Source organism: Nocardia sp. NPDC055050, assembly GCF_053608345.1.
Genome location: NZ_JBSGVG010000053.1, coordinates 16,107 through 33,409 on the forward strand (window position 1 = coordinate 16,107; position 17,303 = coordinate 33,409).

At 67.6% G+C, this 17,303-nt stretch carries 20 protein-coding genes; 10 read left to right on the top strand and 10 right to left on the bottom strand.

Features of this window, described 5'->3' with window-relative positions; translation table 11 throughout:
- Positions 1-76: 76 nt before the first annotated feature.
- Together ACWGCN_RS32690 and ACWGCN_RS32695 are read left to right on the top strand one after the other, a co-directional pair.
- Entirely contained in the window at positions 77-1,033 is a 957-nt protein-coding gene (locus ACWGCN_RS32690; RefSeq protein WP_452459937.1) for an alpha/beta fold hydrolase, read from the top strand.
- Positions 1,034-1,128: 95 nt separating this feature from the next.
- Positions 1,129-1,650, top strand: coding sequence for an ATP-binding protein (locus ACWGCN_RS32695; protein ID WP_452453447.1), 522 nt, complete (start codon positions 1,129-1,131; stop codon positions 1,648-1,650).
- A gap of 35 nt (positions 1,651-1,685) precedes the next feature.
- On the opposite strand, the gene ACWGCN_RS32700 is transcribed toward ACWGCN_RS32695, so the two are convergent.
- From ACWGCN_RS32700 to ACWGCN_RS32710, 3 genes are all read right to left on the bottom strand, one after another.
- On the bottom strand, positions 1,686-2,255 hold the full coding sequence (locus ACWGCN_RS32700) for a TetR/AcrR family transcriptional regulator (protein ID WP_452459938.1): 570 nt from the start codon (positions 2,253-2,255) through the stop codon (positions 1,686-1,688).
- 51 nt (positions 2,256-2,306) lie between these two features.
- Positions 2,307-3,398 carry an agmatine deiminase family protein gene (locus ACWGCN_RS32705; protein ID WP_378996559.1) on the bottom strand — a complete coding sequence of 364 codons (1,092 nt, stop codon included), beginning with the start codon at positions 3,396-3,398 and terminating at the stop codon, positions 2,307-2,309.
- A gap of 95 nt (positions 3,399-3,493) precedes the next feature.
- Positions 3,494-4,093 (bottom strand): class I SAM-dependent methyltransferase, encoded by a 600-nt coding sequence (locus tag ACWGCN_RS32710; RefSeq protein ID WP_378996557.1) that lies wholly within the window; start codon positions 4,091-4,093, stop codon positions 3,494-3,496.
- Positions 4,094-4,214: 121 nt separating this feature from the next.
- Between ACWGCN_RS32710 and ACWGCN_RS32715 the strand changes: the two genes are divergently transcribed.
- Both ACWGCN_RS32715 and ACWGCN_RS32720 read left to right on the top strand, forming a co-directional pair.
- Complete coding sequence (locus ACWGCN_RS32715) at positions 4,215-5,168, top strand: DoxX family protein (RefSeq protein ID WP_379314487.1); 954 nt, start codon at positions 4,215-4,217, stop codon at positions 5,166-5,168.
- Between the two features lie 251 nt (positions 5,169-5,419).
- A complete protein-coding gene (locus tag ACWGCN_RS32720) occupies positions 5,420-5,704 on the top strand; it encodes a hypothetical protein (RefSeq protein WP_378996553.1) in 285 nt (94 codons plus the stop codon).
- Here the strand turns inward: ACWGCN_RS32720 and ACWGCN_RS32725 are convergent.
- Together ACWGCN_RS32725 and ACWGCN_RS32730 are read right to left on the bottom strand one after the other, a co-directional pair.
- Positions 5,701-6,024, bottom strand: coding sequence for a hypothetical protein (locus ACWGCN_RS32725; RefSeq protein ID WP_378996551.1), 324 nt, complete (start codon positions 6,022-6,024; stop codon positions 5,701-5,703). The genes ACWGCN_RS32720 and ACWGCN_RS32725 overlap by 4 nt on opposite strands.
- 19 nt (positions 6,025-6,043) lie before the next feature.
- The gene (locus ACWGCN_RS32730; RefSeq protein ID WP_379314417.1) at positions 6,044-6,529 is read right to left on the bottom strand and encodes a MarR family winged helix-turn-helix transcriptional regulator; all 486 of its coding nucleotides are present in this window, start codon (positions 6,527-6,529) and stop codon (positions 6,044-6,046) included.
- 74 nt (positions 6,530-6,603) lie between these two features.
- Here ACWGCN_RS32730 and ACWGCN_RS32735 point away from each other — a divergent pair, with 74 nt between their 5' ends.
- On the top strand, positions 6,604-8,031 hold the full coding sequence (locus ACWGCN_RS32735) for an MFS transporter (protein ID WP_452459939.1): 1,428 nt from the start codon (positions 6,604-6,606) through the stop codon (positions 8,029-8,031).
- 1 nt (position 8,032) lies between these two features.
- Here the strand turns inward: ACWGCN_RS32735 and ACWGCN_RS32740 are convergent, their stop codons facing one another.
- Positions 8,033-8,758, bottom strand: coding sequence for a helix-turn-helix domain-containing protein (locus tag ACWGCN_RS32740; protein WP_387447480.1), 726 nt, complete (start codon positions 8,756-8,758; stop codon positions 8,033-8,035).
- Positions 8,759-9,153: 395 nt separating this feature from the next.
- Between ACWGCN_RS32740 and ACWGCN_RS32745 the strand changes: the two genes are divergently transcribed.
- From ACWGCN_RS32745 to ACWGCN_RS32755, 3 genes are all read left to right on the top strand, one after another.
- A complete protein-coding gene (locus tag ACWGCN_RS32745; protein ID WP_452459940.1) occupies positions 9,154-9,738 on the top strand; it encodes a CHAP domain-containing protein in 585 nt (194 codons plus the stop codon).
- Positions 9,739-9,926: 188 nt separating this feature from the next.
- On the top strand, positions 9,927-11,075 hold the full coding sequence (locus ACWGCN_RS32750) for a hypothetical protein (RefSeq protein WP_378996540.1): 1,149 nt from the start codon (positions 9,927-9,929) through the stop codon (positions 11,073-11,075).
- Positions 11,076-11,237: 162 nt separating this feature from the next.
- Positions 11,238-11,948, top strand: a complete 711-nt coding sequence (locus ACWGCN_RS32755; protein ID WP_378996538.1) for a DUF1906 domain-containing protein — start codon at positions 11,238-11,240, stop codon at positions 11,946-11,948.
- A 1-nt stretch (position 11,949) separates the two neighbouring features.
- On the opposite strand, the gene ACWGCN_RS32760 is transcribed toward ACWGCN_RS32755, so the two are convergent.
- Positions 11,950-12,300 carry a hypothetical protein gene (locus ACWGCN_RS32760; protein ID WP_387447482.1) on the bottom strand — a complete coding sequence of 117 codons (351 nt, stop codon included), beginning with the start codon at positions 12,298-12,300 and terminating at the stop codon, positions 11,950-11,952.
- Positions 12,301-12,448: 148 nt separating this feature from the next.
- A complete protein-coding gene (locus tag ACWGCN_RS32765) occupies positions 12,449-13,225 on the bottom strand; it encodes an Rv1157c family protein (RefSeq protein WP_378996534.1) in 777 nt (258 codons plus the stop codon).
- A gap of 264 nt (positions 13,226-13,489) precedes the next feature.
- Between ACWGCN_RS32765 and ACWGCN_RS32770 the strand changes: the two genes are divergently transcribed.
- A complete protein-coding gene (locus ACWGCN_RS32770; protein ID WP_378638194.1) occupies positions 13,490-14,746 on the top strand; it encodes a mannosyltransferase in 1,257 nt (418 codons plus the stop codon).
- Between the two features lie 3 nt (positions 14,747-14,749).
- Here ACWGCN_RS32770 and ACWGCN_RS32775 read toward each other — a convergent pair whose 3' ends face one another.
- Positions 14,750-15,037 (bottom strand): 4a-hydroxytetrahydrobiopterin dehydratase, encoded by a 288-nt coding sequence (locus tag ACWGCN_RS32775; protein ID WP_301903181.1) that lies wholly within the window; start codon positions 15,035-15,037, stop codon positions 14,750-14,752.
- A 21-nt stretch (positions 15,038-15,058) separates the two neighbouring features.
- Entirely contained in the window at positions 15,059-15,235 is a 177-nt protein-coding gene (locus ACWGCN_RS32780; RefSeq protein ID WP_194826542.1) for a hypothetical protein, read from the bottom strand.
- A 125-nt stretch (positions 15,236-15,360) separates the two neighbouring features.
- Between ACWGCN_RS32780 and typA the strand changes: the two genes are divergently transcribed.
- Positions 15,361-17,262, top strand: coding sequence for a translational GTPase TypA (typA, locus tag ACWGCN_RS32785; RefSeq protein WP_358064503.1), 1,902 nt, complete (start codon positions 15,361-15,363; stop codon positions 17,260-17,262).
- Positions 17,263-17,303: the final 41 nt, after the last annotated feature.

Consider the following 17,303-nt stretch of genomic DNA (forward strand, 5'->3'; position numbering starts at 1 on the left):
CACTCGGGGACCTGCTGGTGAAACCCGTTTCGGTGGAGAGTTGAACCTGTCACCACACGCGAAACCGGAGGCTCCGATGTCGATCATCAGCACAATCGCCCACTCGGCGGAGCGTCGTGTCTCGGTGTCGACCGGTGACGGGGTGGAGCTCGCGGTTCGTGAGTACGGGGCGCGGAACGCGGACATGACGGTTGTTCTCATTCACGGGCATTGCCTGCGGACCGAATCGTGGACGGATGTGCGGGACGCGCTGCTGCGCGAGCACTCCGGTGCCAAGGTCGTCTGCTACGACCATCGCGGGCACGGCGACTCCGCTATCGCGTCGAGGAAGACCTACAACATCGAACAGCTCGGTCATGATCTGCACGACGTGCTCGACGTTGTCGCGCCGACCGGCCCGGTCGTGCTGGTCGGGCATTCGATGGGTGGCATGACCGTGCTGACCTACGTCGACCAGTACCGGCACGAGGTCGGGACGCGCATCGTCGGTGTCGGGCTCGTCGCCACCGCCGCGAGCGGGCTCGCCGACGCGGGTTTCGGCCGGCTGCTGCACAACCCGATCGTCCCTGTCTTCCAGGCCGCGGTGCGGTGCGCACCGCGGCTGATGCAGCACGCGAAAGTGCTGGCTTGCAAGGTCTTCGCCCCGGTCGTGCGCGCCGCCGAGTTCGGTGATCGCAAGGTCAGCCGGCGCGTGCTGGCACTGGCCGAGGCAATGCACAACGCGACGTCGATCGTGACCATGGCCACCTTCCTGAGCGCCTTCAAGACCTTCGACCGCACCGCCGCCCTGGCCACCCTCTCGACCGTCCCCACCATGATCCTGTGCGGTTCCGCCGACCTGATGACGCCGCCGTCGCATTCGGTCGCCATGGCCGCCGCCGTCGACTACGCCGACTTCGTTCAGATCGACGGCGCGGGTCATTCGGTCATCCTCGAACAGCCCGCCCAGGTCGCCCAGGCCATCGCCCGGCTGGTCGCTCGCGCGGACCGAGCCGGTCGACCCGCACGCGCCCAGCTGGCCCTCGCCGCCTGAGTCAGCCACCGGCACAGGATCAGCTCTCGTCGAGCTGGGGACGCCGGACGGATCGGCCGGTGACGTCGGCGAAGTAGCTGCTACGGTCCGATTCTGTGATCGTTTGGCTCAACGGGACCCATGGCGCAGGCAAGACGACGACCAGTGGGCTCGTGCAACAGCTGATTCCGGATTCGCGGGTGTTCGATGCCGAGAAGGTCGGTGAGACGCTCATGGACGTCACGCCGGGGCTGCCCGCGACGAACAACTTCCAGCATTGGCCACCGTGGCGCCCCCTGGTGGTCGAGACCGCCCGGCACATTCTCGACTACACCGGCGGCACGCTGGTGATGCCGATGACCGTGCTGGTCGAGCAGTACTGGCGCGAGATCAGTACCGGGCTCGCGCGGCACGCGATCCCGGTCCGGCACTTCGTCCTGCACGCGGACCAGCAGACCCTGCGCGAGCGTATCGAGGGCGACACCGTTCTCGGTCCGTCGGCATTCCGTCTCGCGTATCTCGAGCCCTACGCGGAGGCTGCCCGTACGTGGCTGCACAGTGAGGCCGAGGTCGTGGACACCACGCTTCTCACCCCTGGTGAGGCTGCCCAGCGGATCGCCGACGCCGTGAACAAGTGACGGGCCGGTCGAGCGAAGACTGCTCGAGCAGTCGGCTAAGCCCTGTCGAGTTCGAGTTCTATTGCGCTGGTGAGGAGCTGGCGAGCTCGGGGGAGGGGCAGCGAGCCGCTGTGCCAGCGTTCGCTGAGGCCTTCCACCAGCGTGGTGAGGCGTTCCGCGGTGATGCCGGCGTCGACGGTGGGCGCGACAGTGCCGGATTGCTGGGCTCGGCGGATGAGGGTTTCCACGTCGGCGTTCCAGGCTTCGGTGGTGGCGCACAGGGGCGCGCGCAGGTCGGGGTGGAAAACCGCGCTGGCGCGCAGTTCGCCCCAGGCGACGCTGGTTTCGCGGACTCGGTCGGTGTCTTGGAGTTCGAGCAGCAGCATGTGCTCGACCTGCGCGCGCGGATCGGTCGCATCGGCGGCGTCCGTGTAGGTCTGGGCGCGGTGGTTGATGTGTTCGAGCGCGGCGCGCAGGATGCCCGCGCGATCCTTGAAGTGGTAGTAGATCAACGCGGTGGACACTTCGGCCGCCGCGGCGAGCTTCTCGACGCGCAGGCCGCGTACGCCGTCCTCGGCGATGACGCGGACGGCGGCTTCCATGATCTGGGTACGACGGTCCGACACGATTCCTCACAGTAGGCGCACGTGATCGCGGCGGTGGTGCCGCTGCCGGGCTCAGCCGGCGGGTTCCTGCTGGGTGGTGCAGTGGATACCGCCGCCACCAGCGGCGATGCCATCGATGTTGATCTGCACCACCTCCCGGCCGGGAAACAGCCGCTCCAGGGTGGATTTGGTGGCGGCATCGGTCGCCGGATCACCGAATTCGGGGCCGACGACGGCACCGTTGCAGACGTAGAAGTTGATGTAGCCCGCGGCGAAATCGTCGTCCGCGAACTGCTCGCGCACCGTGGCCGGACCCTCGAGCACCTCGACTCGCAGCGCGCGACCGTGCGCGTCGGTCGCCGAGCGCAGGATGTCGAGGTGGCGACGGGTGACGTCGTAGTCGAAGGAATCCGGGTCGTTGTCGAGCCCGGCGACGACCACGCCGGGACCGGCGAAGCGGGCGTAGAAATCTGTGTGCCCGTCGGTGATGTCCGCGCCCGCGATGCCGGGCAGCCAGATCACCTTCTCGATACCGAGCAGGTAGTCGAGTTCCTCTTCGACATCGGCCTTCTTCCAGCCGGGGTTGCGATTGTTGTTGAGTACGCAGCTCTCGGTGATGATCGCCGTGCCCTCTCCGTCGACCTCGAGCGCGCCGCCTTCGAGTACCAGATCGGTGTGCAGAGTCTCGACGCCCGCGCGGCCGGTGACGAACTGCGCCACCTTGCTATCGGCGCGGTAATCCTGCTTCTCACCCCAGCCGTTGAAGTTGAAATCCACACCGGCCCTGGCATTGCCGCTTCGTACGAACACCGGGCCGGTGTCGCGCATCCACAGGTCGTCGAGGTCGGTGGTGATCAGCTCCACGTTCGCGTTACCGATCAGGCTCTGCGCCCGTGCCAGATCGCCGGGGCGCACCAGCATCGAGACCGGTTCGAAGCGGGCGATCGTGGTGGCGATGGTGGCCAGGTTGCGCTGGACCTCCGGCACCAGCTTCGCGCCCCAGATCTGCTCGTCGGCCACGAACGCCATCCAGGTGCGCTGGTGCGGCTGCCCCTCCTCGGGCATGAGCCAGGTCCTGTCGTCGCTGTCTGCACTGTCGTCGCAGCCCGCCACCAGCACGCTGAACGCGGCCATCGTGGCCTGGACGAACGTACGTCGTCGCATCGGGTTCTCCTTTCCGCTGTCGAGAACCGTACATCCTGACTGAAAATTTAGTCAAGAATGACGATCCGTGTCAGCCAGGCGACGGCGTCGTGGTTTCACGACTTGACGACCGCCAGCGCGGAGTGGGGCCGGACGTCTCCCACTGCGGGGTGGTGGAGGCGGTCGACCTCGGTGAATCCGGCCGCGCGCAGGACTTCGGCGAGCTGGTCGGTGGGGTAACGGTAGGCGGTGGTGACTTTGTGGGGGAAGGGTTCGACGGTGTCGGTGGACTCGAAGAAGCCGATCACCAGGCGGCCGTTCGGGGTGAGCACCCGGTGGAATTCCGCCAGCACGGTGGGGAGTTCCGCAGGGGGCATGTGGATGAGCGAGAACCAGGCGAGGATGCCGGGGACGGACGCGGTGGGCGCATCGAGGGAACGGATCGAGCCGAGTTCGAACGCGATGTCCGGGTAGGCCGCCCGCGCGTAGGCGATGAATTCGGGGACCAGGTCTATGCCGGTGGCGGGGACGCCGGCGTCGGTGAGGAACTTCGTGAAGTGGCCGGGGCCGCAGCCGAGGTCGAGGACGGGGCCCGGGGCCAGGTGGGTGAGGGCGAAGGCCGCGTCGTCGGGGGGGAGGTCGGAAGGGGAGCCGAACAGATCGATGTAGAGGGTGTGGATGGCGGTGTAGGCGGCTTGGACGGTGTTGTCGGGCACCCGGTCGACGCTAGTCACTGAACAGGGCATGCCCGGTTTCGTCCATCGTTTGTGATGGGAAGACCCGGGTAGTCGAATGTAGGGAGCCGTTTTCCCAGTCGTAGACACGAAGGGATCGACGATGCCGATCAAGCCTGTTCGACGCATTGCTCGCGCACTGCTGGGGACCACATTCGTGGCCGCCGGAGTGAACGGGTTGATGAATCAGAAGCCCCGCGCCGCCGCCGCCAACGCGCTGGCCGACAAGGGCAGGACCGGCCTGCCCGACGCACTCGCGGCACGGGTGCCCGACGATCCGAGTCAATTCGTCCGCGTGAACTCCGCGGCGCAGGTGGTCGGTGGGTTGTTGCTGGCCAGCGGACGCGCGCCGCGGCCCGCGGCCCTGGTGCTCGCCGCGACCGTGGTGCCGGGAACCGTCACCGAGCAGGACTTCTGGGCCGAGAACGACCCCGACCGCAGGGCAGCCAAGCGGGTGGGGTTCTTGAAGGACCTCGGGTTGCTCGGCGGGCTGATGATCGCGGCGGCCGACACCGAGGGCAAGCCGTCGCTGGGCTGGCGGGCCCGGCGAGCGTTCTCGCGTGAGGAGCCCCGCATCGCGGCCGAGGGCGCTGCCATCGCCGCCGCGGCCAAGGTTCGGGGCGCGCACCTCGCCGATGTCGCCCACGAGCAGGGCGCGCATCTGGCGGAGGTCGCGAACGAGCGAGGCACCGCGCTGGCCGAGATCGCCCGGGAACGTGGGCCGCAGCTGGCCGACGCGGTGCGCAGCCGCAGCGCCCATCTGGTCGAGGTGGCCAAGGATCGTGGCCCCGAGGTGGCCGAAGCCGTGCGCAGCCGTGGCGCGCACCTGGTAGAGGTGGCCAAGGATCGAGGTCCCGAGGTGGCCGAGGCGGCGCGCACCCGTGGTGCCCAGATCGCCGACGTCGCCAAGGAGAAGGGTCCCGAGCTGGCCGAAGCCGCGCGCGAACGAGGCACGTATCTGGTGGATACGGCTCGCGAACGCGGTTCGGAATTGGCCACCGCCGCACGGGAGCGTGAGGAGATCGCAGCTCCCGCGCGCCGGTGGTCGAGGCGATAGCACTCGAATCCCAGAGGCCGGGCCGGGCCACGATGACGAGGTGAACCCGGCCGGTCTGTTCGTTATGCCCCGATAATCGTGGTCTGGCGTTCCCACCTGCTGTGGCGCACCATAAATCCGGGGTCGGGCATACCGACGAACTCACCGCGCGAACCTGACATCGGGGCAATCCGGCGAATTAGGTTTGGCGGTGAGTTCTGGTGTGAATACTGGGCATTCGCAATGCTTTTCGACAGAGTGGGATTCATCTGATGTTGTCCGGTCGTGAAACGTCCAAGCCGTATGCCGTTCGAGTCGCAGTGGTGGGAGCGACGGTGCTGATCGGACTGCTCGGTTCGGCGGGAACCGCTGCGGCACTTCCGGGTTCGGGCTCGGCATCCGGTTCGGCCAGTGGTTCCGCGAACCTGGCCTCGGGTTCGGCATCCGGGTCGGGTGCGGTCGATCCGGCGGTCGCTTCCTACCTCACCTGGCAGTCGACGCAGTTCATCCACAACACCCTGCGCATGCTGCTCTCGGTCCCGCTGCGCAACAGTTAGTTCCAGGCTTTTTCCCAGCGCTCCGCTGCCCAGTCGCGCACCTCGCCGCTGAGCAGAATCGCGGGTAGCAGCAGCGCGAAGCCGATCAGCAGGATCGCCAGGCGTACCCACACACTGAGTTCGCCGAGGGCGCGCAGCAGCGCGGGCAGGACGCAGAGCACGGCGAGCGCGACGAGGACGATCGCCGCGAGATTGTGTCCTGGCCCGGCGATCAGCGCGGCGCAGACACCGAAGCACAGGCCGAGGACCAGTCCGCCGACGCCGACGAAGTAGTTGTCCCAGGAAAGCCAGCTCGGGCGGGTAGACCGGTGAGTGACCACGCCGGGCAGCCTAGCGCGCTCAGCTGTCGCTGTGCGGCGGTCTGGGCCACGGGTTTTCCTCCAGCTGTTCGACCGATCGGTTGAACTTGCGCATCAGCCTGCTGAGCTCGGTGACATCGTCGGCGTTCCAGTCGGCGACGACCTTGCCGATATCGCTGCTGCGGTGCCGTCGATCGGCTTCGAGCGCGGCCTTGCCGTCGGCGGTCATCTTGATCTTGCGGGCGACACCGCCGTCGGGATCGGGAACTCGTTGCACCAGTTCCTGCTTCAACATCGCGCCGACCTGGCGGTTGATGGTGGAGATGTCGAGCTGGAAGGACTCCGACAACTCGCGCAGGCTCAGCGGTTCGCCGAGATCGAGCCGGGTCAGGATGAGGAACGCCGATCGGTCGAGCAGGAAACCGGGGCGTCTGCGGGTGGTGGTGGGGAAGTGCCGCGAGATCAGGTTCAGCTCGAACACCAGGCGGGTGAAGGGGGTGTCGTCGGCGGGGCCGGAATCGGGCATGTGCCAACTATGTCGTGTGGGTCACCCCGGCACCAAATTGTGTACTATGCACATGCTGTGTACTGTGCAAATTCGTGTCTGTAACTGCCGAGGCCGCACCGGCCATCCCCGAAACCCGACGTCCGGCCCCGGCCGTGCTGATCGCGGTGCTCAGTACGGTCGGCATCGTCGTCTCGCTCATGCAGACGCTGGTCATCCCGATCATCCCGTCGCTGCCGACCCTGCTGAACACGTCGGCGTCCAATGCCTCCTGGGTGGTCACCGCCACCCTGCTGGCCGGCGCGGTGTCGACGCCGATCGCCGGACGACTCGGCGACATGTTCGGTAAGCGCCGCATCCTCGTCACCAATCTCGGGTTCATGATCGTCGGCTCGGTGGTCTGCGCGACCGCGAGCTCGCTGCTGCCCGAGGTGATCGGCCGGTCGCTGCAGGGCATCGCGGTGGGCGCGATCCCGCTGGGGATCAGCATCATGCGCGACGAACTCCCGCCCGAGAAGGTCGGCGGCGCGATGGCCGTGATGAGCGCGACCCTCGGTGTCGGCGGTGCCGTCGGCCTGCCGTTCTCGGCGCTGATCGCGCAGAACGCGAACTGGCACATGCTGTTCTGGACCGCGGCCGGACTCGGTGTGGTGTGCGCGGTGCTGGTTGTGGTGTTCGTACCGGAATCGCCGGTGCGCACGCCCTCACGCTTCGACTTCGCTGGTGCGATCGGCCTCTCGATCGCCCTGCTCACGTTGCTGATCGGCATCACCAAGGGCGCCGACTGGGGCTGGGCCAGCGGCTCGATCCTCGCGCTGTTCGGTCTGTCGCTGGTGAGTTTCCTCGGCTGGGGCGCCTATGAACTGCGCCGCACCGCGCCGCTCGTCGACCTGCGGGTCTCGGCCCGCCCACGGGTGCTGTTCACCAATATGGCCTCGATCGCGGTGGGCTTCTCGCTCTACGGCATGTCACTGACGTTCCCGCAGCTGCTCATGGCGCCCGAGCAGACCGGTTACGGTTTCGGGCTGTCGATGGTGGTCGCGGGCCTGGTGATGGCGCCGACCGGTCTGGTGATGATGCTGCTCTCGCCGGTGTCGGCGCGCCTGACGGCGAAGAAGGGCCCGAAGTTCACGCTGGCGCTCGGCTCGGCCGTGATCGCTGTCGGCTACCTGTGCGCGGTCGTGATGATGGACACCGTGTGGCAGATCATCCTGTCGGCGGTCATCGTCGCGGGCGGCGTCGGCCTGGCGTACGCGGCCATGCCCGCGCTGATCATGGGTGCGGTGCCGCTGAGCGAGACCGGCGCCGCCAACGGCCTCAACTCGCTGATGCGTTCCATCGGCACCTCGACCTCGGCGGCGGTGATGGGTGTCGTGCTCGCCCATATGACCATGCAGCTGGGCCCGCACATGGTGCCGACCCGGTCGGCGTTCCACACCGCGTTCTTCATCGCGATGGCAGGTGCGGTCGCGGCGATCGCTTTGACCATGTGCATCCCGATGGGCAAGAAGAAAGCCGACTGAGTCAGTCCGCGATCGGCGAGTACACCACCAGCGACCAGTCCCGGCGCGGCACCAGGGCGGCGCCGAGGGAGTGCACCGCCATCGGCATCGCCGCGCCGGTGTGCGGATCGCGCAGCTGCACCACCGGGCCGTCGGGTCCGTGCGCGGCCGGGGGCTCGGTGGTCCAGAACTTCTCCCACTCGGGAGCCTGCGCGCACGTGCCGACGATCTCGGCGATCCGTGCCCGCGCCGCCAATCCCGGCCCCATCACGCGAAACCCGTAGACGCACATGTGCACTTGCTGTTCCCAGTCGACCAGGGCCGCCTTGGCGCGCGGATCGAGGAGCATCCACTCGAGCATCGACTCGCCCGTTTCCAGGCCGGGGAAGACGAGCCGCCACGCGGCATTGGTGGCCAGGACCTCGAAGACCGGATGTAGTTGCAGGCTGGCCGGATGGGTGATCCCGTCGATCAGCACCTGGTCGGCCGGGCGGACCAGCGACGGTGGCGAGTCGTAGCGAGGGGCCACCGACAGCGAGACCAGATGGTCGCGGAACACTTCGGGTACGTCGAGCGCGTCGAACAGCGCGGTGAGCGCCTCCAATGTCGGTGTGCGAGTACCCTGTTCGATCTTCTGGATGAGAGCGGGCGAGATGCCTGCCGCCTCGCCGAGCGCCGACCTGGTCAGGCCCGACGATTCGCGGCGTTCGCGCAGGTACCGCGATATCGACGCGTTCGGGTCTTCCACAATGCACTCCTGTTTCGGTCGCCGGTACAAATTGGGACAGTCGTCTAGCTTGACCGAGGGTAAAGGTTTCGCTGACACTCATGTCAGCCGAGCGGGAGACCGCCTGGCTGCCCGGTCGCCGCGCCCAGGACGATTTTCGGCCTTTGTGCTGGTCGGGCCAGTGTGTTCCGGAGCGGAAGTGTTCGACACCACCCCTGCGCGGACGATTGTCGCCGGAGGGGACGGCGCGCGCGCTCGCCTCGTGCGCGCCGAGAGCGATTGCCGGGCTGATACCCGGGTGGCGCAGGGGTCCATCCGGTGGTCGCCCGTCCGCTTCGGAAAACACGCGTGAGCGGGAACCGAAAGCGCTCGTGATTCGTCCAATAGGTCAGAAGGATGAACGAGAGCGGGGGGCGATGACGCAGATTCGAGCCGAACGACCTGGACGGCGCACGTCCTGGATCGCCGGCATCTCCGGGATGCTGGCGGCGGCGACGGTCGTCGCTGTCGGACTGGTGTGGTGGCAGCACGATTGGGGTGATCAGTTCCCCGCGCTCGACAGCGAACGTCTCGACGAGCAGCAGATCGTGCTCGTGGATGTGTTGCGCCGCGAATACGAGCAGCCCGGCGACGGCCCGAAGTACGCCGAGGGCGTCCAGGAGGCCTGGTGCGCCGACTTCGTGAGCTGGACGATGCGCGAGGCGGGCAGGCCGCTGGCGAACCCGAACTCCGGTTCCTGGCGCATCCCCGGCGTGTACACGCTGCAGGAGTACTACCAGCAGGTCGGCCGATTCACCCGCCCCGACGTCGGCTACCGGCCACGCACCGGCGACGTGGTGCTCTACGGTCCCGACAGTCCGCTCGGTCAGCACACCAACATCGTGCTGAAGGCGGACGGGGACACGATCACCACCATCGGCGGCAACGAGCTGGGCGGGGTTCGGGTACGCACCATCACCCCGGCCGAAACCGCAGATCTGGTCGGTTACGGGCGATTCTGAAATCGATTGGCGCTCAAGACAACTGCGAGGATCCTGGACGGCGGTACCACGCTGATACCCGTACCATGGAACTCGCGGCGCCCGGCAGCGCCGTCGCCGGCTCCTCCGTCCTGCTTCCCCCTCATCGGCAGGACGGGGGAGTTGTGCCACCAGCAGCGGGTTCGCCGACGTCACGTACCGTGTTCGATGTGCGTGTGAAGGTGGACGAAGAGCCACGTCGTGACCCGATGTGGATCGAGTACGCCGATTTCGGCGAACGGTTCGTCACCTACGCGGTGACCGAGGAGCGCATCGCCGCCGCCGTGTCGGGGATGACCGGGCGTGGCGTGAAGATCGGGCCGTTCTCGCTCGGGCCCGCGGGATTGGCCGGTTTCGTCGCCGAGGGCACGCTGGGCACCCCCGTGGTCACCCGCACGCCCGGTGACGCGCTGAGCTTCGGTGTGCGGATCCCGCTGACCCTGGCCGTGAACCTGGTTCTCGGCGGACGCAAACTGCGCCTGGCAGCCGTGGTGGAGATCGGGCTCACGCTGCACGCCCGCACCGCCGCTCCGCTGCTGGTCGTGATCGATGTCGCCCCGGTGACGGCCAAGGATGTCAGCTTCACCTTGCGCGCCGAGGCCATCGACGGTGCGTGGGAAATGCTGCTCGACCCGATCGCGGGCCTGGTGCAGCGCGAGGTCGCCAACCGGGTCAACACCATCGTGGGCGATCCGAAGGTCCGTTCGGAGCGCGTCTTCGACATCGAGGCGATCCTGGACGGCTACCGCTCACCGCATCGCAACGACACCGTTTTCGACTGGATCGACTACCGCGAGTTCGGGCTGCGCTTCTTCACCACCATCGTCACCAGGGATCGTGTGCACGGCGTGGTCGGTCAGCTGGCGGGCAGCGCGATCGAGGTGGGACCGCTGTCCGAGGGCCCGCGCGGCGCGGCCACGGTGACCGTGCGCGGGGCGATCGAGCAGCCACGGGTGATCGATCGTGGCCTCGGTGAGCCGGGTGACCTGCGGATCTTCGATATGACGCTGCCGGTGGGGCTCGATATCACCGTCGACGTGCTCAAGGCCAACCACTACCGTGCCGACCTGGAGATCCCGCTCGTTCTCACGGCACGGGCCGCCGAGCCGCTCCAGATCGTGATCGAGGTGCCGCCGCCCGCGCTCGAGGACATCTCGATGGAGTTCACCGCGAAGGGCCTGCGGGCGGCCACCCTCGGCCGATTGGCCGGGATCAAGAAGCAGGTGATGGCACAGGTCGTCGCGGTGGTCAGCACCGAACTGGCCGATCCGACCGGACGCACCATCGATGTGGGCGCGGCGATCGACGGCGCGGCCTGACTCCTGTGACTCGTGGGGCGAATGTTGCCATTGGTTCTGGCGGTTCCCCTGGGGTTGTGGTGCAATGAGTCGCACGTTCTAGACTCCCGGCGCGCGAGATTCGGGGAAGGCGCGCCGGGTTCGCTTACCGGTTGAAGTCGGGTTGCGCGAAGGAGTCCTGCGATGCGTTCTGTTCCGGTGACCCGGCGGAAGTTCTTCGGCTTGGCCGCCGCCGCGGCCACGATCGGTGCCGGCCTCGCCGCCGCACCCGCCCGGGCCCAATCCTTCGGCACCATGGTCGACTACGCCGCGGGGGTCCCCTCCGCCGCGTCGATCGCGGCCGAAGGACATATCGGCGTCATCCGCTACGTCTCCGAGCGCAGGCCCGGCGCGGAGTGGATGGAAGGTAAACCGCTGCTCGCCGCCGAGGTCGAAGACCTGTGGACGCACGGCCTGTCGATCGTGTCGAACTACCAGTTCGGCAAGGGCCCGACGGCCGACTGGCGCGGTGGCCTCGAAGCGGGCAAGGAACACGCCGAACGCGGTTGGGCCATCCACACCGCCGCGGGCGGACCCGACACCGCGCCGATCTACGCCTCCATCGACGACAACCCCTCGGACGAGGACTTCGAGGAGATGATCGCGCCCTATATCGAGGGCTGGCAGTCGGTGCTCGGACCCGACCTCGTCGGCATCTACGCCAACGCGCCGACCATCGACCGCGCACTCGACGCGGGCCTGGGTTCCTGGTTCTGGCAACACAACTGGGGCACCGAGCGCGGATTCGTGCACGACTCCGCGCATCTGCACCAATTCGAGATCGACAAACGCTCGATCGACGGCATCGGCGTCGACCTGAACCGGGTGCTGGCCGAGGACTACGGCCAGTGGTGAGCTAGGTCTGGCAGTGGCAGGTCGCTCCGCGCCGGATATCGGGCTCGTCGTCGGGCGTCACGCGCAACGCTGACCGTATCTCGGGCTCGGCGAGCACCCCGCGCCACGACATCAGCGACCACCGCGACAGACCCGACAGCGCCGACCCGACGCTGGCGAACGACAGCGAGGAGATCGCGGACCCGAACGACCCGATCGAGCCGATCGACAGCACCGATCCGACACTGCCGATCGACAACACCGAATAGGCCGATCCGATCGACAGGATCGACCCCTCGGATCGATACGACAGAATCGAGCGGCTGCTCCGAATCGACCGAACATTCCGGGAAGAACCGTGCGTGGTCGCCATGGATCCCGGTCTACCACACCGCTCAGCCGGCGGGAACCCTGCGCGAGCACACAGCAACGCAAGCAGGACAACCATGGTCTGGCCGCCGAACTCAAACCTCCCCGCGACTCAGGTCCGGCCTGAAGTCGCGGGGAGGCGGGAGAGCATCTCAGACGGTGAAGAAGCCAAGGGTCGGCATGAACGTGCAGGTGCGCGGTGCGGCGCCCTCGGCGGCGGTGGTGAGCGAACCCGAGATCACCGCGACCACGCGGCCGTGGCCGGTGTCGGCGATGGCCGACAGGGTGGCCGGACCGCCGGGGTTGATCTTGGCCTCGTCGGTCAGCGTCTGAATCGCGGACTGACGGGTGTCGAGGTTGAGCCACTGCACCGTCATCGGCGGGTTCTGCTCGCCGGTCGGGGCCTTGGTACCGAGCGCGGTGAACACGAAACCGGCCTGTCCGGCGGCGGGTCCGGGCGGGGGCAGCTGCGCCGGACCGGCGACCGCGAGCGCGGTGCCGACCGAATCGGCGCCGTCGCCGATGCAGCCCTTGCCGATCGTCGGGTACAGGAACTGCGCGATGGCCGGGCCGTCCTGCGGGAGCTCGGGACCGCCGCCGCCGCTGCCGTCGAGGAAGGTGATGATTCGCTCGAGGGTGGCCTTGATGGCGGGCGGCAGGTTCAGCGTGGCCAGCAGTACGCGCGCCTGATCGAGCAGGGCGGTCTGCGGGCTGGCGACGTCGGCGGGGCCTGCGACCAGGCCCGCCACGGCGGGGGCGAAGGCGGCTAGCGCGTCGACAGGGACGCCTTCCGGCACCATCGGGACGCTGATCGGCGCCGCCTGTGGGGCTGGCGCGGGCGCGGCGATAGAAGCAGGCGCGGCGAGCATGGCGCCTGCCGCGATGGCGAGAGCGGTCGTTGCGATCCGCGATCCTCGGCTACGAAGCACTTGTCTAGCCGTCCTTACCTCGGTTTTGCGATGGGCGAGGGTTGTCGACCCCAACATGTCGGGGGTCACTCTAAGGACAACGCTGCCGTGTTGTACAGCCGCCGGGCCCTGAGCGGATCACCGGCCCGAACCATGTTCATCGACGCTAGCCCTGACCGGTGTTACACCTGGGGATGTTGATGCAAATGTTATCCATGGTGTCGGGGTGGCCGGTGGCCGCCGGTGGCGCGCGGGCGCCTGGTTAAAGTAGCGGAGCACCGCGAAATGGCGCGCGACGCCACCCATCCGACCGAAAGCCTGGCCTTGAACCGACACCTCCGATGGGCTCTCGCGCTGCTCGGACTGTCCGTGCTCGCCAGGCTGGCCTGGATGCTCTTCGCCCCGAACGGGCTCAATGTCGTCGATCTGCACGTGTACGTCGACGGCTCGGCCTCGCTGCTCACCGATCGGCTCTACGACTTCACCTACTCCGAGGTGACGCCGGACTTCCCGCTGCCGTTCACCTATCCACCGTTCGCGGCGCTGGTGTTCTTCCCGCTGCACTATCTGCCGTTCACACTGGTGGCGGTCGGCTGGATGCTGGCCACGGTGGCCGCGCTCTACGGCGTGATCCGGATCAGTTTCGAACTGCTCCTCGGCGCGGCGAAGGCGAAGCAGACGCCGTGGATCACCGCGGCCGTCGGCTGGACCGCGCTCGGCGTCTGGCTGGAGCCGGTGCGAACAACGATCGACTACGGCCAGGTCAATGTGTTCCTGGTGCTCGGCGCGATGCTGGCCGTCCGCAGTGCGCGGTGGTGGATCTCGGGCACCCTCGTCGGCGTGATCGCCGGCATCAAGCTGACCCCGGCCATCACCGGTCTGTACTTCGTGGCGCGGCGGCGCTGGGCGACGGTGCTGTGGTCGGCGGGGGCCTTCGGGCTGACCGTCGCTGTGAGCTTTCTCATCAATGCCCACGAGGCGAAGCGCTATTTCGGCACTCTGCTCGGCGACGCGGACCGGATCGGCCCCGTGGGCTCGGTGTGGAACCAGTCGCTGCGCGGCGCGCTGAGCCGCATCCTGGGTTACGACGTGCAGTCCGGGCCGTGGTGGCTGGCCGCGGTCGCGGTCACGGCGGTGCTGGCGTTCTGCGCGTGGCGCACCCTCGGCCCCGACGACCGGCTCGGCACCCTGGTGCTGGTGCAGCTGTTCGGGCTGATGATCTCGCCGATCTCCTGGTCGCACCACTGGGTCTGGCTGATCCCGACCGCGCTGTGGCTGCTCTACGGGCCGCTGCGCGACGAGCGGGTCGCGCGGATCATCGCCGGGTTCTGGGTGCTGACGATGTTGGTGGGTGTGCCGTGGGTGCTCTCGTTCGCGCAGCCGACGATCTGGACCATCCCGCGCCCGTGGCCGCTGGCCTGGCTCGGCGCGGTCGACGTGATCGGCGTGTTCGTGCTGCTCGGCTGGCTGATCTGGCGCGGTCGCGAGACCTTGCGCGCTCAACTCCCCGGCCGTCGCACGGCCGAGGTGCCCGCGAGCTGACGCTCAGCCGACGAGGTCGTCGATGGTGTGCGCCATCGCCGTATCGAGCGCGGTGAGCCCACCCGCCGAGTGCGTACTCAGCGTGAAACGCAGTGTGCGCCAACGAATATCGATATCGGGATGATGATCGGCAGCCTCGGCCGCGGTGGCGACCTTGCGTACCGTCTCGATGCCGGCGAGGAAACTCGGTGCCTGCACCGTGCGGGTGATCGCGTCACCCTCGCGTGACCACTCCGGCAGGGTGGCCAGCGCGATGGTGAGTTCGGGGGCGGAGAGCAGCGGAGTACTCATACTTCGGTTGTACCCCTCCGCCTACTTGGCACGCGCCAGCTTCAACGCCTTTTTGAGATCTTTACCGCATGTTCCGGCGGCCTCGGCCTTCTTCATTCGCATGATGACGACGGGGCATTTGAAGCAGCGCGTCTTCTTCCTGCAGCACTTTTTCTTCGGCTTCAGGCTCGAGACCTTCTTCGCCTTCACCTTGCCCATGAGAGTTAGCGTAACCTAAGTACAAAGCCTGACACGAGGTCGCGGCGAAGCTACCGGTAGGGTGTAACAGGCCGCGATGCCAGATGAATGCGCGCCAAATACATCAACAGCAGGAGGATTGAGGCGTGTCGTCTTCACGCGATTTTCGCAACGTCGCCATCGTGGCCCACGTCGACCACGGCAAGACGACGCTGGTGGACGCCATGCTTCGTCAGTCGGGCGCGTTCGCTGAGCGAGCCGAACTGGTCGACCGAGTCATGGACTCCGGTGATCTCGAGCGCGAGAAGGGCATCACCATTCTCGCAAAGAACACCGCCGTCCATCGCCATAACCCCGACGGTTCTCTCACCGTCATCAACGTGATCGACACCCCCGGCCACGCCGACTTCGGTGGCGAGGTCGAGCGCGGCCTGTCCATGGTCGACGGTGTCGTGCTGCTCGTCGACGCGTCCGAGGGCCCGCTGCCCCAGACCCGTTTCGTGCTGCGCAAGGCGCTGGCGGCGAAGCTGCCCGTGATCCTGGTCGTCAACAAGACCGACCGCCCGGACGCCCGCATCGCCGAGGTCGTCTCCGAGTCGCACGACTTGCTGCTCGACCTGGCCTCCGACCTCGACGACGAGGCCGCCGAAGCCGCCGAGCTGGCGCTGGATCTGCCGGTTCTCTACGCCTCCGGCCGTGAGGGCAAGGCGTCGAAGGTCGAGCCGGAAAACGGTTCCGCACCCGACGCCGAGAACCTCGATGCCCTGTTCGAGGTGCTGATGGACTACATCCCGGCGCCGAAGAGCAACAAGGACGCGCCGCTGCAGGCCCACGTCACCAACCTCGACGCGTCGGCGTTCCTCGGCCGCCTGGCCCTGGTCCGCATCTACGCGGGCGAGCTGCGCAAGGGTCAGAACGTCACCTGGATCAACGCCGACGGCGCCAAGACGGTCAAGATCACCGAGCTGCTCCAGACGATCGGTGTCGAGCGTCAGCCCGGCGAGGTCGCCGAGGCCGGTGACATCGTCGCCATCGCCGGTATCCCCGACATCATGATCGGCGACACCCTCGCCGATCCGGAGAACCCGGTCGCACTGCCGCGCATCACCGTCGACGAGCCCGCCATCTCGGTGGTCATCGGCACCAACACCTCGCCGCTGGTCGGCCGGGTGCAGGGCCACAAGCTCACCGCCCGCATGCTCAAGTCGCGCCTGGATTCCGAGCTCATCGGTAACGTCTCGCTGCGCGTGCTCGACATCGGCCGTCCCGACGCCTGGGAGGTGCAGGGTCGTGGTGAGCTGGCGCTGGCCATCCTGGTCGAGCAGATGCGTCGTGAGGGCTTCGAGCTCACCGTCGGTAAGCCGCAGGTGGTCACCAAGCAGGTCGACGGCAAGACCCACGAGCCGTTCGAAGAGCTGACCATCGACTGCCCCGACGAGTACCTGGGCGCGATCACCCAGCTGCTGGCCGCCCGCAAGGGCAAGATGGTGCAGATGAGCAACCACGCCGCCGGTTGGGTGCGCATGGAGTTCATCGTCCCCTCGCGTGGCCTGATCGGCTTCCGCACCGTGTTCCTCACCGAGACCCGCGGCACCGGCATCGCCAACGCCGTCGCCCACGGTTACGCCCCGTGGGCCGGTGAGATCCGCGCCCGCCACACCGGTTCGCTGGTCTCCGACCGCGCGGGCACCGTCACCCCGTTCGCGATGATCCAGCTGGCCGACCGTGGTCAGTTCTTCGTCGAGCCGGGCGCCGACACCTACGAGGGCATGGTCGTGGGCATCAACCCGCGTGCCGAGGATCTCGATATCAACGTGACTCGCGAGAAGAAGCTGACCAACATGCGCAGCGCCAACGCGGACACCTTCGAGACCATGGCCAAGCCGTTGCAGCTCGACCTCGAGCTGGCGATGGAGTTCTGCACCGAGGACGAGTGCGTGGAGGTCACCCCCGAGGTGGTCCGCGTGCGCAAGCTGGTGCTGGGCGCCAACGAGCGGGCCCGCGACCTGTCGCGTCGCAAGGCGCGCGACAAGGCCGCCGCGAACTAGTCGGCAGTAGTTTCGAACGGCGTCGGCCGGGTACCGGAAAC

Bases quoted from the DNA above. Each gene is read 5' to 3' on its own strand.
- ACWGCN_RS32690 (WP_452459937.1), top strand. From the start codon at position 77: ATGTCGATCATCAGCACAATCGCCCACTCGGCGGAGCGTCGTGTCTCG.
- ACWGCN_RS32705 (WP_378996559.1), bottom strand. From the start codon at position 3,398: ATGCGACGACGTACGTTCGTCCAGGCCACGATGGCCGCGTTCAGCGTG.
- ACWGCN_RS32715 (WP_379314487.1), top strand. From the start codon at position 4,215: ATGCCGATCAAGCCTGTTCGACGCATTGCTCGCGCACTGCTGGGGACC.
- ACWGCN_RS32720 (WP_378996553.1), top strand. From the start codon at position 5,420: ATGTTGTCCGGTCGTGAAACGTCCAAGCCGTATGCCGTTCGAGTCGCA.
- ACWGCN_RS32730 (WP_379314417.1), bottom strand. From the start codon at position 6,529: ATGCCCGATTCCGGCCCCGCCGACGACACCCCCTTCACCCGCCTGGTG.
- ACWGCN_RS32745 (WP_452459940.1), top strand. From the start codon at position 9,154: ATGACGCAGATTCGAGCCGAACGACCTGGACGGCGCACGTCCTGGATC.
- ACWGCN_RS32755 (WP_378996538.1), top strand. From the start codon at position 11,238: ATGCGTTCTGTTCCGGTGACCCGGCGGAAGTTCTTCGGCTTGGCCGCC.
- ACWGCN_RS32760 (WP_387447482.1), bottom strand. From the start codon at position 12,300: ATGGCGACCACGCACGGTTCTTCCCGGAATGTTCGGTCGATTCGGAGC.
- ACWGCN_RS32770 (WP_378638194.1), top strand. From the start codon at position 13,490: ATGGCGCGCGACGCCACCCATCCGACCGAAAGCCTGGCCTTGAACCGA.
- ACWGCN_RS32775 (WP_301903181.1), bottom strand. From the start codon at position 15,037: ATGAGTACTCCGCTGCTCTCCGCCCCCGAACTCACCATCGCGCTGGCC.
- ACWGCN_RS32780 (WP_194826542.1), bottom strand. From the start codon at position 15,235: ATGGGCAAGGTGAAGGCGAAGAAGGTCTCGAGCCTGAAGCCGAAGAAA.